Consider the following 17,398-nt stretch of genomic DNA (forward strand, 5'->3'; position numbering starts at 1 on the left):
TTTAGTGATTTCGCCTCGTTTCTATTTCAGTGACCAAAAGTCTCTATTTGCACTAGCTCCTTTCTGAGTCTTATTCTTCAAAACAAGGGAAAAGCCCCACAAGTCAACCAACTGAGGTTGCCTGCGGGGCTTATTTTCCACTAAATCATTCATCTTTAAACTATTTCTAGTATTTCTTCAATGAAAGACCTGACTTTTTACAACTTATAAAAAGTTATTCGTCCTCTTTTTTCTGACGTCCTGCCAAGCCAAGAACTGATAGAAGCAAGCCTAGACCTGTCAGCGTCGCAAGGCTTGAACCAACCTGAGATTCACCTGTTCGTGGAAGAGTAGGTGCTGGGCGTTCTGGTGTGAACGGTGTCGTTGGTGCCCCTGGTTTAACTGGAGTATCAGGAGTATGAGGGACCTCTGGCGCTACTGGGATCGTAGTATAATGAACATCTTTAACAATGTTTTCTTGGGTAACCACTTCTGATGGAACAGTCGCAACATCCACAGTGTAACCTGGAATCACTGGCGATGGGACAGCGTCGTAGTTTGCCTTGTCGCTTGTCCAATCCGTCGTGCTCACAACAGAGCCAGTTACCTTGTCTGTCGTTACGGTACGTGTCCAAGTCGCTGTTTGTACCTTGTCTGCTGGGGTTTGACCACCGGCACCATGGTAGCGAACAGTCATGCTTACTTGTTTGGTTTCCTCAACTGAAACAGTTTTGTGTTTCAAGCGAATCACCACGTTTTGGTCTACGCTACTGTCGGTATCAAACTGAGCTGGCAATTCATCCTTGGAAACCACTTCGTAACCCTGTGCCAAATAACTTGCAATCACAGTTTCGTATTTCGTTTGAGCAGCAGCTGGAAGAGCAGTACCTGACTCACCGTTTGTCAATTCAACTTGCTTTTCCAGAGTCTGACCGGTTGTCTCATCTACAACTGTGTAAGTAACCTTTTGGGTTTGAGCTGTATTCTGAGCAGTATAATGCACATTCTTGACAATGTTTTCTTGGGTAACCACTTCTGATGGAACAGTCGCAACATCCACAGTGTAACCTGGAATCACTGGCGATGGGACAGCGTCATAGTTGGCTTTGTCGCTTGTCCAATCTGTCGTGTTCACAACAGAGCCAGTCACCTTGTCTGTCGTTACGGTACGTGTCCAAGTCGCTGTTTGTACCTTATCTGCTGGAGTTTGACCACCGGCACCATGGTAGCGAACAGTCATAGTCACTGCTTTATTTTCTTGACTAGAGCTTGTACCATGTTTCACGTGAACCACTACATTTTGGTCATAACTACTATCGAGGTCAAACTTAGCTGGAAGCTGGTCTTTTGAAACCAATTCATAACCTTGAGCTAGATAGGCGTCCACGATTGAATCATACTTCGCTTCTGTACCATTTGGAAGAGGAGTATCAGAGTTCCCACTTGTAAGCTCTTGCTTATCTTCCAGTGTGGTATTAGTTGTATCGTCAATAATAGTATAGGTTACTTTTTGTTTGTCGGCCTTGTATTTAACCGTAACCTTGATGTCAGCCTGATCAGCAGTTACGTTTTCTGCGTCAACTTTAGCCTTATCTGGTGTGTAGCCATCAACAGTTGGAGAAACTACCTCTGGGAAGGTGCCAGTAGATGGTGCCCAAGCCCCCGGTGTAACATCCTTCGTCACTTCATCTGTTTTCACTTCTCTAGTGAAAGTCAAGGTCGTTTTCTTCTCTGGAGCTGCTGGTGTATTATCATCCTCGTAGACGTAGTTAATCGTTTGCGTTACAGTCTTGGTTTCTGTAGAAGTTGACACTTTGTGTTTCACATGAACTACTACATTTTGGTCATAACTACTATCGAGGTCAAACTTAGCTGGAAGCTGGTCTTTTGAAACCAATTCATAACCTTGAGCTAGATAGGCGTCCACGATTGAATCATACTTCGCTTCTGTACCATTTGGAAGAGGAGTATCAGAGTTCCCACTTGTAAGCTCTTTCTTATATTCCAAAGTGGTATTAGTTGTATCATCGATGATGGTATAGGTTACTTTTTGTTTGTCGGCCTTGTATTTAACCGTAACCTTGATGTCAGCCTGATCAGCAGTTACGTTTTCTGCGTCAACTTTAGCCTTATCTGGTGTGTAGCCATCAACAGTTGGAGAAACTACCTCTGGGAAGGTGCCGACCGATGGAGTCCAAGCACCTTGCGTAGTCGTTTTAGTCACTTCATCTGTTTTCATTTCTCTAGAGAAAGTCAAGGTCGTTTTCTTCTCTGGAGCTGCTGGTGTATTGTCATCCTCGTAGAGGTAGTTAATCGTTTGGGTAACAGTTTTGGTTTCTGTAGAAGTTGACACTTTGTGTTTCAAGCGAATGACCACGTTTTGGTCCACGCTGCTGTCGGTGTCAAATTGGGCTGGCAATTCATCCTTAGAAGCCACTTCGTAACCTTGTGTTAAGTAGCCTGCGACTACGGTGTCGTATTTCGTTTGTGCTGCAGCTGGAAGAGCAGCACCAGACTCGCCTGTTGTCAATTCAACTTGATTTTCCAGAGTCTGACCTGTTGTCTCATCTACAACTGTGTAAGTAACTTTTTGCGTTTGGATTGTGTAATATACATCCTTAACAATATTCTCTTGAGTAACTGCTTCAGACGGCACCGTCTCGACATCCACGCTATAACCAGGAATCATTGGAGACGGAACAGCATCATAGTTTGCTTTGTCGCTTGTCCAAGCTGTGGCAGAAACTTCTGTGCCTGTGATCTTATCTTTTGTTACTGTACGAGTCCAAGTCGCTGTCTGCACATGGTCTGCCGGTGTTTGTCCACCGGCACCGTGATAACGAACAGTCAAGTTTACATCCTTGCTTTCTTGGATATCAGTTGTGCCATGCTTCAAGTGAACAACCACATTTTGATCGTGGCTACTGTCAAGGTCGAACTTAGCTGGAAGCTGGTCTTTCGAAACCAATTCATAACCTTGAGCTAGATAAGCATTCACCATTAAATCATATTTTTCTCGGGCACTGTCTGGAAGAGGAGTATCAGAGCCTCCGCTGGTAAGTACTTCCTTATCTTTCAGCGTTTTTTGGGCAGTGTCGTCAATGATGGTATAGGTTACTTTTTGCTTATCTGCTTTATAGGTAACCGTTTCTTCAATATCTGCGCTATCTCCCGTAATCTGTTCAACGGCTGCTACAGTTGCCTTATCTGGTGTATAACCATCAATCTTTGGAGAAACTACCTCTGGGAAGGTTCCGGTAGACGGGAACCAAGGACCCTTATAGACAATCTTATTAGTCACCAGATCCTTGTTGTTAATCCGATAGAACTTCAAAGTCTGAACCTTCGTATCCGCTGCCTCTGTGTTATCTTCATAAACATACTTGATGGTCTCTGTGACTGTCTTTGTTTCTTGAACTGCAGCTCCCTTATGATGTAGATGAACTTCAAAGGTTTGAAGATTTTCATTATAGGTTACACCAGTTGCTGGATAATTATCTGAAACGAGTCCATAATTTCGATCAGTATACGTCTTAATGGTTTCAGCTGTTCGATAAGGATCAGTCTGCCCATAAAAACCATTCAAATCCTTCGTTTCAAGCGTTTCCCCTGTTGTGTCATCAATGTAAGTGACCTTTGCACTAGCTGGATTAGCCGTATAAACGACTGTCTTTTCGATATTGTCACTGTTAGCCGTAATATTGTCAACTGCTGGAACCTCCGCTAAATCTGGAGTGTAACCTTTGATTGTTGGTGATGTTACGGCCGCAAAACTTGTTCCATTTTCCGCTGTCCAATCACCAGTTGTAACATTTGTAACAAGGTCAGTTGTTGCTGTTCTGGTGAATTTTAAGCTGCTAGTGTGGTCTGGAGCTGCTGGTGCACCGCCCTCGTATGTATAATGGATAGTTTCCTTAACCGTCTTTTCTTCTGTTACTGAAGTCTTTTTGTGTTTCAAATGAACTTCAAAGGTTTGAAGGGTTTCATTATAGGTTACACCATTTGTTGGATAATTGTCTGAAACAAGTTCATAATTTTGATCGGTATACGTCTTAATGGTTTCAGCTGTTCGATAAGGATCAGTCTGCCCATAAAAACCATTCAAATCCTTCGTTTCAAGAACTTTTCCTCCGTTAGTATCATCGTCAATATACGTAACTTTGGCACTAGATTTTTTGGCTGAATAGACATAATAAAATTCTTGGTCGTTGCTAGTGAATGGAATTTGTTTAGTAGTCTTTAACTGTGTACCATACGACGCGATTGCTGTATCAGCTGTTACAAGTGTGTAGCCTGTAATTGTTTTTGGATTAGCGTTATAATCAGGGGTTGGAGTGGCAGTTCCTCCTGCTGGATAACCATATTTATAGTCCTGAGTTTCAATTTCCTTGCCGTTTGTATCGACATAGTGTATTGTAATCTTCTTCTGACCTTCAGCACGCGCAACGGATGGGGTTGTTGTGGCAGAAATCGTTTCTTCTTTAAGCTTAGTTACATTACCATTGTCATCAACGTTATAACTATAACTTCTTGACTCATTCGTTATAGTATTCTTAATTGAGGAATCTGCAAAAGTAATTCGTGTTGAATGCCCAGTTCCTTGAATGACACTAGCATCCTTTAAAATAGCACTAACTTTTTTATTGACTTCTTCTGTTCTGTTGATTTCCTGATATTGATCGCCCATTTGAGCATAGTCGTCAGTTGGCCAAATATCATGATAGGTAGTAGCACCATTTCCTGTCATTTTTCCTAAATTAATAGCAACTGTGTAGGTCCCATCTCCATTATCAATAACAACTGAAGAATTTTTGCCTGCTTGCTTTAATGCTTTAAGAATAGTATCATTTGTTGAATTTGCAGGTAGATTTATTAACTTATTATCTGGATCTGAATTGATGCTAATAGAAGTTGAAGTATCTCCTTTAACAAGATATTTTCCATCCTCACTAATTGCTAAAGTAGAAGTATATCTTTTAAGGTCTGGTTTGATACTAACAATTTTTGACCCATTACCTGGTTTTATACGATGGACAGAAATGATATCACCATTTGGAATTCCTGTTTGTCCAGGGTTGGTACCATCGCTTGACAATAAATTATTATAATAATTTGCATCCCCAGTTGAAGTGCCTATTTTTATTGAATTTGCTCTATCGCTACTTGCACTATTATAAACAGCAAAAGGCGCCTGTGCTTTCTCAAATGTTCTTGGTGTTGGTTTAAAAGTAAACTTATTGCCATTTATTTCTAAAATAATATTTTCATAACTTGATTTTGCTGTAAATTTCCCAATAGTCGCTGCTTTTTGAGTGACCGATACCGTCTTTTCAGTATTTTGAGGCATATCTTGGAAGCTTTGGTCTAAGGTGATTTCATAGGCAAGATTATTGGGGTCAGAATGCACAAATTTAATTGTTCCAACACCATCTATCCGTTCTGCTGTTCCAGAACCAAGATTTGAATAATAGGCACCATAGGCATTATTTGTTAATTTAACTGGAATACGGAGAACATCACCTTTTTTCAGCGTCCCATCTTGTGTTATTTTAAAGTCCATTTGAACCTTGTCAAAGGGAACTTCTTGAGCAGGCAAAGGTTTTGTATCACCTGAACGCATAACAGTTCCATCTTTAGTCGTAACCGTTACTGAAAAATTCGAGATTTGAGTTGGGTTTTGTTGCAAACTTCTGCGCGTACGTACCGGAGCAGTCGAACGAGGAGTAGCTGCTGTTTGCCCATCAGTAGACTTTTCAACCAGCTTAGACTCAACAGGTGCTGGAGTTTCTTTTACGACTGCTGTCGAGTTTGAAGGAGCTACGGATTTTTTGTCTGCTCCTTCCACTTCAGGGGCAGTTTTTGAAACTGACACTTTCTTTTCTGCTTGTTCAACAGTTGGTGCTGGACTAGTAGCTTTTTCTGTTTCCTTAACTTCTGTGGCTGAAGATACTTTCTCTGACTCCACCACTGCTGATTGATCACTATTATTTTCTGATTTCACATCAGTTGTCGAGCTAGTCTCTACTAGACTGCTCAGATTGTTGTTTTCATCTGCTTGTACAGTTGGTGTGCCAAGCGCTACTCCATATATCGCCAAGCTAGCGATTGCAATCGAAACAAGTCCAACATTTTTCTTTCTTAGAGAAAATTTTTCATGTCTTCCCTTGTAAATTTTAAAACTCTTCACTTTCTATATTCCTTTCTAAGTTTGACATATGATTATTTTATTAGAGATAGACTTTTACAACCTCTACGCATAGGAAACCTCTGCTCTATATTATACATTTTACTCCTTGATAATTCAACTGATGCAGTTAAAATCTACCCACCTAATTTAATAAAAATCTTGATTCATATAGCTTTTAAGCACATGTATTGCTGAATATGTTATTCTATCAAATATCCCCTACTTTCTATATTTTATCTATTTTTAAATATTATATTTAAGCAAAAACATCTTCTTTTTATAAAGAAGATGTTTGTCAATATTCTACTCCTAAGTCGTATAAATCGTCGATGCTGTCGCAATGGTGTGCCACTGGTTAGCTGTAGTTGCTGCGAAATCCTTGTCTGCGTAGAAGTCAGTAAATGGTAGGATTTCAACTTCTAGCTCGTCGATGCGGTCAATCTGTCCTTCCAGATAAGCCTCGATGCGGCTTTCTGCGCGTTTGATGCGTTGCAAGAGTCCGCCCATACGGATATCGACCGTATCCAAACCAAAGACCTTGTTTTCTTTCAGCCATTGGTGGCTAAAGAGGGCATGGAAGTGTTCGATTTGGCTTCTAAGTTTTGGTAATTCTTGTCTTGCGATTTCTTTCAGACTTTCTTTATCACCCGCCTGGTAGGCCTGACGAATGCATCGTCCCACATCCACTTTACTGCTTAAAATCTGGTTCAACTGAGCCTGAGTTTCAAAGAGATAGGCATAATTCCCAGCTTTTTCTTTAATGTCAGTAAGCGTCTCAGCAGCCTGAGCGAAGTGCGGTTTGTCCTGTTCAGGTGTCATGTGCTGATCAAGGATCGGACAGAGAACATCCTGATAAAAGACATAGCGGTTGGGATTGATACCGCTGAGATTGCCTGGTAGGTCTGGCAAGAGATTGGCTAGGTCAATCTGCATGAAATCCTCAACTGATAGACCTGTATTGGTCTTGAAATGTGCAGACAAACGGTCTAGGTCATTGCGGTAGCAGAGTTCTGCCCAGATTTGCAAACTTGGTAGGATAGAAAACTGGGCTGTCTCGCCACCATTGTCCCCCCAACCAGTTACGATGACTTCTTTGATCTGATTAGCACGACAGGCTTTATTGGCCTCTATAGCCACTAGACGGCTGAAATGGTTGTGAGGCGTAAAACCAATCCACTTCCAAGCACCACCTGCAAAGGCGATATCTTGACTAATCTTATGGTGATTGCGGAAGTTACGGTTGTATTTTTCTTCGCTGTCTTGGTAATAATCCCAGTAAACCAAGGTTACACGATCTTTAAGACGGTCTAGGTAGACACGAGTTTCCTCTGGAATCTCCACGTCACGGTCGTACTGACCATCAGCTGACATGAGCTTAAAGAACATATCACTCCACATTTGGCAGTGGAAACCATACTTGTCTGCAATATCCAGCACGCGCTCCAAGTGTTGACACATGAGGAGACTGCGGTCTACAACGCCGTTCAAGATAAGGTAGCGTCCCAAGCCAACCAAGTGGGCTTCGTCCATGCCGATATTGACCTTGCGAGTTTGTAGTTTAGATAGCGTCGCAAACATGCCATCAATCAAATCATAAACCTTTTCTTCGCCAATAAGGAGAATGTCCTCTACATCACGGAGTTCCTGCACTTCCTTAACACCCCATTTGACGAAGGCCGACAAGTGGGCCAGGGTCTGGATACAAGGCACAAAGGTCATATCAAACTGCTGGGCATAGACTTCGATTTCCTGCAACTCTTCAGCTGAATAGGCGCCACGGAAGTAACCAAAATAAGGCTGCCCCTCAATCTGGTAGGTGTCTTCCATATAAAGCTCAAAGGTTGAGTAGCCCATGAGAGCCAAGACCTCAATCATCTGCTTGGCAAAAGCGACATTCAGCACCGCATTTCGGGAACAGTCTGCCATGTAGGCTAAATCTTCATAAGCCGCCTGCTCCTCAATCGCTACCTTATCACCTTCTCCTAGAGCTGTTGCCAACAAGGACAAGGCGCGGTAGAGTTGATGGGGTTTGCGATAAGTCAGGTGATAGTGTCCACCCTCACCCTTGAGAGAGATAGAGGCTTGGTCAGACTGAGTGACTGTTACCTCCACATCTGGTAAAGAAATATGCTTTGTCAGCAAGTCGATTGCCTGAGTTTGTTTGGGACTAAGTCCTGTAAATGTTACCACTGATTTTCCTCCTGTAGCCAGTTGACAAGGGCACCGTAGAGATTGGCATCTGCATGATAGGTGCAAGCTTGGATAACAGGTGCGACCGTGTATTCTTCGTAGGTTTCGACAAAGTTATCGACAGCCTTCTTGACACCTTGGATAAAGTCTGGGTTCTGACTGATGGAGCCTCCCAGACTAATGACATCTGGGTCGATGAGATACTGAATATTGAGCAAGCCTTGAGCCAAATTACGGTTCATGCGCAAAATAGCTTCTTGACAAAGAGCATTGCCTGCTACGGCCTCTTGGTAAATCTTGCGACCGTCCCAGTCAGTTTGACCAGATTTCTCAATTACGTAGCGCACCATATTTCCAGTTGACGCTAGTTGCGACCAGTTGTTGAGTTTTTCAGCAGGTGCAATAGTTGTCATGTAGCCAAACTCTCCCCCCAAGCCGTGGCGACCTCGGTGAAGCTTGCCATTGATAATCATAGCTCCGCCAATTCCTGTCCCAATCACGACACAGGCTGCATTTTCAATCTCTGGGTGAGCCAGCAGTTCACTAAGTCCAACACAGTTGGCATCATTTTCTAGATGGACAGGTAGCTGATGATGAGCAAGCGTCTCATACCAAGAAAAGCCATGGATGTAAGGCACAGCACTGATTCCCTCAATGACACCTGTTTCTTGATTGACCGCGCCTGGAACGCTCATGGCAATGCCCTTATAATCTTTCTCCGACAGACGTTGGTCTAGCCATGCCAGTAAATCTTCTAGGGTTTCTGGTGTCGGTGTACTTGTCTTATCTAGTATCTTTCCATCAGGAGTCAGACTGGCAAACTTAATCCCAGTCCCTCCAATATCAATGGTTGCAATCGTCATATTTTCACCAAAAAAGGGGCGAATCAGTAGTTTATTCTTACTCTTTCGCCCCTCCTTTCTTTTGTTATTTACTTCGTTTGACATTCTGCTGAATGAAAGATCAATCTCTCACTCTAGATAAGATTCAACTCTCTTAAATGTCTTCTTTTTTGATCAATTCTGTGCGAATCTCTTGTGGTGCTAAAAGTCCTGAATGAACTGGATATGGTCGCTCAAGCAAGTCCAAAATGGTTTGTTGGTGTTCTGATATACGCACATTTTCTTGACTCATATTGTAGTAACGGAGGACATATCCTTCTTCATTTTCCGCCACTTTAAAGGCTGTCGGGCAGACTTGCGGCAAGCTGAGCACCGCATGACTCAAGAGGCTACCAGTCGCAGCAACACTTCCTTCTTGTTTAGCAACTTGAAGACTAGTGAATGGTGTTTGGAAGGCTTTGGCACGACGGAAGGCTGAGAAGCGTTCTTGTGCTTGGTGGCATTCGAGAGCAAACTCGACTTCAAACTCACGCAAGCACTGAGCTTCTGGTGTTGGGAAGTAACCCCAGTCACCTAGCTCACCTGATGCACGCAAAATGGTCACTGCAATGGTGTCGTCTCCAAGGATTTCATACTCGTGCAATCCTTTATTAGCCACTGTCACCCCTTTTTCATCATCATACAGACTGACAAAGGCTTGTTGGTGTTGAGGATTTTCAGGATTTTCCCATGAAGCCGCTGGTTTGTTTGGTCTTGTCACCACCTCATAGATGCTTTCAGAGTCATTGCTTGGACGCGTGTTATGAGTCTTGACCAAGAGACGGATACGGTGGTCCTTGGCGGTGTTGGTAAAGCGAGTCTTGAAGCGGATTTGTGGATTGTCAACAAAGACGGTCATCTCTGTTTTCATAGGAAGGGTTGTCCATTCTTCTGAGCGCCCAGCTTCACGCGTCATAAACTCGATGATGCCTCTTTGTTCTGCATCCAATTTTTCGTCTGCACTCACTGGAATTGTCAATTCATGCTTGAGCAAAACCTTGACAAAACGAGCTGTATTTTCCAAGACCTCATAGCCTTTTAGCTCGGCGTAGATAGGCTCTGTTCCTTTTGGTTGGAAGTAAATATACTCATTTCCAATGTCACCACGGTCTTCAAAGCGAATAACATCTTCATAAGCTTCATGAGTTGTCTTGTCGTAGACCGTGATATTGTCATCCACACTGACCGTTACAAATGGCGTATCAATCACTCCATTTTGGTAAATACCGTCACGGTGTTCTTGTTCTCCTTCGAGCAATTGGAAGGTTGTCCAAGAAAGTGGTGCCAGATGAACAGGTACTGTCACGCGCACTTGTCGAGCGATACGAGCCTGACGGAACTTGTCTTTTGGTAAATCATACTCAAAATTAGCTCCCAGATCTTCGATTTTCGCTTCCACAGCGTGTCCTTCCAAGTCTTCGACACGGTAGTTTGGCAAGGTCAAAGCTGCCATCTTCTTATAGCCTTCTGTTGGGTGCAATTCCTTGAAATCACAAGTCGCCACATCAATCACTGTGCTGACTGTATCAACCTTGTCATGCAAGCCTGTGTTAATGACGGTAAAGAGATAGTCGCTTTGGGCTTCATGAGTTGCGATTTTGCCCTTCCATTCGTTGAGAAGATTGGTCTTAACGAAATTTCCAACTTGGTTGACCTTGGCAAAACGTGTTTCCATCTCACGGTGAACTTCGTCAATACTGCATCCACAGATACTATCATGGGGCGCATTTTGTAGAAGGACTTTCCAAGCATAGGTCAACTGGTCCTTGTGGTTGTGGCCACCAGTGATGACGGTCAATGGCTCCACTACTTGCTCTAGGAGGTTGCTATTTTCTTGGAAGGCTTGTTTGAGGTAAATGCGTGATGAAGAAGTGTTGGCAAGTGTGTACCAGCCATCTGTTTCCTGACTTGTCAACTCACCTGTAACCGTAGATAGTTGCTCAGGTAGAGCACTTTCTACTGCATGGACATAGTCGTCAAATGAACTATGCACAAAGGTCACATCTGGGAAGAGTTCATTAGCCACACGAATGGCTTCACTCAGATTGCGCTGTACAGGCTGGTGGTCACATCCGTTCATCATCAACCATTGGTTGGTCGAAGCGTAGTCACGCACGTCTGACAATTTTTGTTTCCAGAAAGTTAGGGCCTCGTCCTTATCAACTGGGATTTCATTCCCGTTACTGTACCAGTTGGCAAAGAGGATACCGAGGACGCGGCTTCCGTCCGCACCCTGCCAGTACATTTCTGAAAACTGGGAAGTAAACTGCTCATCTTCGAGAACTTGGTTGTCAAATCCAATCGGCTTGACACCACGCCCAAAGGCTGCTACATGAATGCCTGATTTTTGAAGGATTTGAGGCGCTTGTCCCATATTTCCAAAGGTATCTGGGAAGTAACCAATCTGAGTGGATTTGCCCCATTTTGCACATTCAGCTTGACCAATCAAGGTATTGCGGACGTTGGCTTCACTTGAAATCAAGTAATCATCCTGCAAGATGTAAAAGGGACCAATTTTGAGTTTGCCTTGGTCGATGTAACCTTGGACTTTGTCGCGATTTTCAGGGCGAATTTCCAAATAGTCATCGAGGACAATGGTTTGTCCATCTAAGTGGAAACTCTTGAACTCAGGGTCATTTTCAAAGAGATCAAAGAGATTGTCAAACAATTCCACCAACTGCATACGGTGGCTTTCAAAAGGCAAGTACCACTCACGGTCCCAGTGACTATGTGAGATAATATGTACAACAACATTTTCCATGAAGTAAAACCTCATTCTAAATTTAAATTTTAACGTTTTAAATGTAAAGGTGTGATTCTGACACGAATCGGTGAAACTAAAGTGAGCTCCTTAGCGGATATCCAAGTAATCCAAGACTAACTCACAGAACATCATGTTGGCCCAGGAGAACCATTCGCGGGAGTAGAGCGTTGGATCATCTACGTGGAAGCTTTCGTGCATGACACCTGTGCCACCATTGCAGGCAACGAGCTGATCGAGCAAGAATTTCTTCTCCGCCTTATCTCTTGTTGTCAAGCCTTGGATAGAAAGGGCGATTGGCCAGATATAGCGATAGAAGGTATGAGAACTTCCGAGACCGCTAGCGTATTCTCCTTGGTAGAAGTATGGATTTTCAGGGCTCAGAATGGTCCGACGAGTTGCTTGGTAAACCTCATCGTCAATCGCACAGTAACCAAGATAGGGAGCAGCCAGTAGACTTGGGACGTTTGGATCATCCATGATGCTAGCATTTCCTAGACCATCCACTTCAAAGGCGTAAATCTTTTCGCCCTTACTATTGGTGGTGTAGGCATAATTTTCGATGCCTTCTTGAATCTCTGCTTGGAGACGCTTAGCGTCTGCCACGATGTTATGGCTATCAGCTAGGTCTAGTTCTGCAAAGATTTCTTGCACATACCCCAAGACAACTACTGCAAACATATTGGACGGAATCAAGTAGCTATACTGGCAGCAGTCATCACTCGGTCGGAAAGCTGACCAGGTCATACCTGTCACTGCAAAGTCAGGTCCAAATCCATCATTTACCAAGGTGTCTTCCTTGCGGTCCGTATCACGGACAAAACGATAAGGAGAATTCTTGTGGTCTTGCTCCACTGTCCATAGATGAAGAATTTCCTTGGTCGCTGCGACAAAAGTCTCATCAAACTGACTGGTCTCGCCAGTCTCTTTCCAAAGGAGATAAGCCAACTGCAAAGGATAGCAAAGCGAGTCCACCTCATACTTGCGTTCCCAAATCCAACCATTAAGGTCGGTATGGTCAGTCTCGTGGTGGCCCTTCCAGTTTTCCTCAATGTTAAAGGAGTTGGCATAGGGATCCTTGAGGATCAAGGTCATCTGACGCTTAACCAAACCTGCAATGGTCTGACGCAAGAGAGGATCTTTTTTTGCCACATGCAGGTAGGGTCTGAGTTGGGCTGTCGAATCCCGAAGCCACATAGCAGGAATATCCCCAGTCAAGACAAAAGTTGAGCCATCTTCTAGAATCTCGACTGTATTGTCCAAGGTGTCTGTATAGCAACGCTCAAAGACATCCACCCACTCCGGATGGTCCTTAGCCCGCTCTGCTACTTCATCCAGCCATTCTCTAACAATTTCTTTCGAATAAACCATTTTTAATTTTTCCTCTTTCAAACAAGTTTCATGTTCAGTATATAGTTTTTGAGACAGAAAATACATACACAAATGATAGTCATTTTTCTACAAAATTGCTTACTTTCGAACCCCATCTCTAAAGGTCTCATTTTTCTGATATAATGTAGAAAAACAGCTAAAGGAAAGACTATGAAACCACTACTTGAAACCATCGATACCCGCTTTGGGACTGCTAGCAAGCATGCCTTTTCTCGAGGAAATACCCTGCCTTACACGGGCGTTCCTTTTGGGATGAATTACTTTGTGCCTCAGACCAGCGACCAGGAGGGAGCTTGGTTTTTCGATCCGCATCTGCCTATCTTTCAGGGGATTCGATTAACCCATCAGCCCAGTCCTTGGATTGGCGACTACTCTTGGCTCCTTCTGACACCTGTCACCGGCCAGCTTGGGGGTGACAGCCTCTTTCATCGCCAGTCTTCTTATGATATCGAAAAAGCCTCCTTCCACCCCCATTATCTGAAGATTTTCTCCCTGCGCTATCAGATTGAAACCCAGCTCACACCGACTTGCTATGGCGCTTCTATTCGTTTGGAGCAAAAGCAAGGCAAAGCCCTCTCCCTCTATCTTCACGCAGTAGATGAACTGACAGTAGAGCAAGTAGATAAGCGAACTCTTGCCCTGCGACAAGAAGGTAAAACTGAGACCAACAAAAATCCACTAACGATGTTCACATCCCTGAAAATGAACACGGATTTTCTTGCCATCAGCCAAGAAGGTGGAGACTGGCGAATTGACTTAGCAAGCAGTCATGCTGAGATTCAGCTAGCAACTTCTTTCATCTCGCCTTCTCAAGCTCTGCTTAATCTACCTCAAAAGGACTTTGGCAGCTGTAAAGCAAGTGCCCAGGCGGACTGGGAAAATCTCCTCCATCGTTTTGACATACTAGAGACAGGAGAAGCTGACCGAACCTTCTTTGACCACTGCCTTTACAGACTCTTCCTCTTCCCACAGACTTTTTATGAAGTGAACGAGTCAGGGCAAGCCATCCATATGGACCTGACTACTGGTACTGTCAAGCCCGGTGTCCTCTTTAGCAATAATGGCTTCTGGGATACCTTCCGCACCACCTTCCCCCTCTTTGTGCTTGTCATACCGGAACACTATCGTCTCTTTTTAGAAGGCTTTCTCAATAGCTACCGCGATACTGGATTCCTTCCAAAATGGCTAGCTCCAGACGAACGGGGTATAATGCCTGGTACCCTTTTAGATGGCATTATCGCAGACAGCGCCTGCAAGGACATGGCCCCCGACCTAGAAAAAGAACTCCTTCAAGCCATGCTTGAAACAGCCACTAAGTCCGACCCTCTCGGCATCAATGGCCGCCACGGACTAGCCCAATACCAAGAACTGGGCTACCTCTCTACCGACCACCACGAAAGCGTCAGCCATACCCTAGACTATGCCTATAGTGACTTTTGTATCGCCAGCTGTGCCGAAAAGCTTGGTCAGAATGACATCGCGGAAACTTATAGAACTGCGTCTCAAAATTACCGCCATCTATTTGACGCTGAGACAGGTTACATGCGAGCGCGAGACAGCCAAGGCAACTTCCGCCCTGACTTCTCTCCTTATAGTTGGGGACGAGACTACGCCGAATGCTCTGCCATTCAAGCGACTTTAGGCGTCCTCCACGACATCCCAGGCTTAATCCAACTTATGGGCGGAAAAGAAGCCTTTAGCAACTATCTTTTGAAAGCCTGTCAGGATGCTCCACTCTTTGAGACGACTGGCTATGGTTACGAGATTCATGAAATGAGCGAGATGGCTACTGCTCCCTTTGAACAAGTCGCCATCTCTAACCAGCCTAGCTTCCACATTACATATCTCTTTCGCTACAGCGACTACCCTGACTATACCGCTCTTCTCATCAAGACGCTCCGTCAGAAAGCCTTTCACCCAAGCTGGGAAGCCTATCCTGGCGATGAGGACAATGGTAGCCTCTCGGCTTGGTACATCTGGTCAGCTCTCGGATTCTATCCGACCTGTCCAGGCAAGCCCGGCTATGATCTCGGAATTCCTCTCTTTGATCACCTCCGTGTCTACCTGGCTAAGGAAAATAAATGGCTGGATATCCATGCCGAGCAAAACTACAGTCATTTCAACTTTGTAAAAGAATGCCGACTGGACAAGACCCCAGTATCTAGCATTCAACACCAAGACCTCTTGAAAGCTGAGCAACTGACCTTCACTCTCAGCTGGTTGCCAAGTCACTCATAACCAAAAGAACCTTTGCATCGCGCAAAGGTTCTTCTTTTATGAAACTTGGACCTGAAGCTGGTCAACCAGCTGCCCATCTACCGTCAGATTCAGATAAAAATCTAAGCTTTTATCTCCTGCAAAATACAAGGTTGGTATCGTCAGCCTTTTTTCAGTCTCGCCAACTTGAAACGCAAGGACTTGAATCTCGTCCCGATAAGCGACACCATGCACACCCGTCCCTGGTTGAATCGAAATCTTAGCTTCTAAAGGGCTGCTAGATTCTCTGCGTTTCACTGTATAGTGCACATTTTCTCCCTTGGTCACAGCCAGACTTTTTTCTGAGAACTCTAGTTGCTGAACAGCTTCTTTTTTCGACAAAGTAGGAGTTTTATAGAGAGAAATCTTAGTTAACAAAGGCAAAGTCTGGGCCTCTGTAATGATGACACGAATCTTCTGCGCCTCAACTACTGATCCTCGTAAGAGGCGTTTATAGCCAACAGTATAGCCGGATCCAAACTCCTGCCAGACACCGTCCAACTCTACCTGAACATGAAAAGCGGCGATGCGTTGCCCCAGCTTCAAATCTTCTCTTAACTCAATCACATCAAAAGTTTTAGGTGATCCTAAATCGAGCTCTAATTGGATTGGCAACTCTGCATCACTTGCCCAAGAACTGGTCTTCCGTCCATCTGTCAGATGATGACAGGCAAAGTCTGGTGATAGAGCCGGACCAGATACCTTGGCTCCCAGAGCCAAATCTTCTTTGTAGAACTCGTCACGGTAGGCAGCAAATTCATAGAGACGCTGGATATCCTTTTCGTCAAAGAGGCCATCTTGGTTCGGTGGGATATTAAGCAAGAGTGGAGTTCCCCGCCCTACCGAGTGAAAGTAGATTTCGACCAACTCCTCGAGAGACTTGGGATCCTGATCCTCATGGTAAAACCAGCCTGGCCGAAGAGAAACATCTGCCTCGCCGATTGAAAATAGCGTTCCAGAGGGGTCTCCGTGCTGTAGATAATCTAATTCCGCTTCTGTTCCTAACTGGCCTGGTTTGACTTTTTGCCACAAGGGATCCCCTGCATAGCCTCGTTCATTTCCAATCCAGCGAATACTGGTCCCTTCAGTTGAGAAAATCAAACAATCGCCCTGCAAGTCACGAATGGTTTCAAACCAAGTCACAAACTCATAGTTGACCTTCTGGGCCCCTTCGCCTCGAGCACCATCCATCCACACCTCAGCGAACTTCCCGACATTCCCATAGGCAGGATTTGACAAAATTTCCTTCAATTGAGCCAGATAGTAGGCATTGTAGTCCGCTTCTTTGTCCACGTGATAGAGGGGACTGTGAGCATCCCAAGGAGACAAATACACTCCCAAATCCATGTCAAGCTCAGTCGCAGCTTGAGAAACTTCGAGAAGCAAGTCCCCCTTTCCATCCCTCCAAGGACTAGCCTTGACCGAATAATCTGTATGGGCTGTTGGGTAGAGGACAAAACCATCGTGGTGCTTAACCACCAAAATCAGTTTTTTAAAACCCGTTTCTTTGAGCACTCGAACCCATTCACGCACATCCAACTTGGTCGGGTTAAAACGCATAGGATCCTCTTGACCACTTCCCCATTCTTGGTCATAAAAGGTATTGGGACCAAAATGGATAAAGGCAGCTAGTTCATCCTCTAAATAAGCTAGCTGGGCCTGGCTTGGTAATGGTCCATGCGGTTTTATTTTCGTCATCATCTCACATCTCTTTCTCTTGTTCACAAAGTTATCCACACGTTGTGGATAAGA

General features: G+C 44.3%; 7 protein-coding genes. 1 reads left to right on the forward strand and 6 read right to left on the reverse strand.

Features of this window, described 5'->3' with window-relative positions; translation table 11 throughout:
- Window positions 1-214 precede the first annotated feature (214 nt).
- The 5 genes from GOM47_RS09170 to GOM47_RS09190 all read right to left on the reverse strand — a co-directional run bounded on the left by GOM47_RS09170 (window position 215) and on the right by GOM47_RS09190 (window position 13,369).
- A complete protein-coding gene (locus tag GOM47_RS09170) occupies window positions 215-6,166 on the reverse strand; it encodes a mucin-binding protein (RefSeq protein ID WP_235080607.1) in 5,952 nt (1,983 codons plus the stop codon).
- Between the two features lie 309 nt (window positions 6,167-6,475).
- The gene (locus GOM47_RS09175) at window positions 6,476-8,356 is read right to left on the reverse strand and encodes a beta-N-acetylhexosaminidase (protein WP_235080608.1); all 1,881 of its coding nucleotides are present in this window, start codon (window positions 8,354-8,356) and stop codon (window positions 6,476-6,478) included.
- The gene (locus tag GOM47_RS09180; RefSeq protein WP_235080609.1) at window positions 8,350-9,219 is read right to left on the reverse strand and encodes an ROK family protein; all 870 of its coding nucleotides are present in this window, start codon (window positions 9,217-9,219) and stop codon (window positions 8,350-8,352) included. Before GOM47_RS09180 ends, GOM47_RS09175 begins: the two co-directional genes overlap by 7 nt.
- A gap of 133 nt (window positions 9,220-9,352) precedes the next feature.
- Entirely contained in the window at window positions 9,353-11,998 is a 2,646-nt protein-coding gene (locus GOM47_RS09185) for an alpha-mannosidase (protein ID WP_235080610.1), read from the reverse strand.
- 90 nt (window positions 11,999-12,088) lie between these two features.
- Complete coding sequence (locus tag GOM47_RS09190) at window positions 12,089-13,369, reverse strand: glycoside hydrolase family 125 protein (RefSeq protein ID WP_235080611.1); 1,281 nt, start codon at window positions 13,367-13,369, stop codon at window positions 12,089-12,091.
- 171 nt (window positions 13,370-13,540) lie between these two features.
- Between GOM47_RS09190 and GOM47_RS09195 the strand changes: the two genes are divergently transcribed.
- Window positions 13,541-15,628: a GH92 family glycosyl hydrolase gene (locus GOM47_RS09195; RefSeq protein WP_235080612.1), complete on the forward strand. Its 2,088-nt coding sequence runs from the start codon at window positions 13,541-13,543 to the stop codon at window positions 15,626-15,628.
- A 36-nt stretch (window positions 15,629-15,664) separates the two neighbouring features.
- Here the strand turns inward: GOM47_RS09195 and GOM47_RS09200 are convergent, their stop codons facing one another.
- Entirely contained in the window at window positions 15,665-17,344 is a 1,680-nt protein-coding gene (locus tag GOM47_RS09200) for an alpha-L-fucosidase (RefSeq protein WP_235081289.1), read from the reverse strand.
- Window positions 17,345-17,398: the final 54 nt, after the last annotated feature.

Source organism: Streptococcus oralis (assembly GCF_021497945.1).
GTDB lineage: Bacteria > Bacillota > Bacilli > Lactobacillales > Streptococcaceae > Streptococcus > Streptococcus oralis_BR.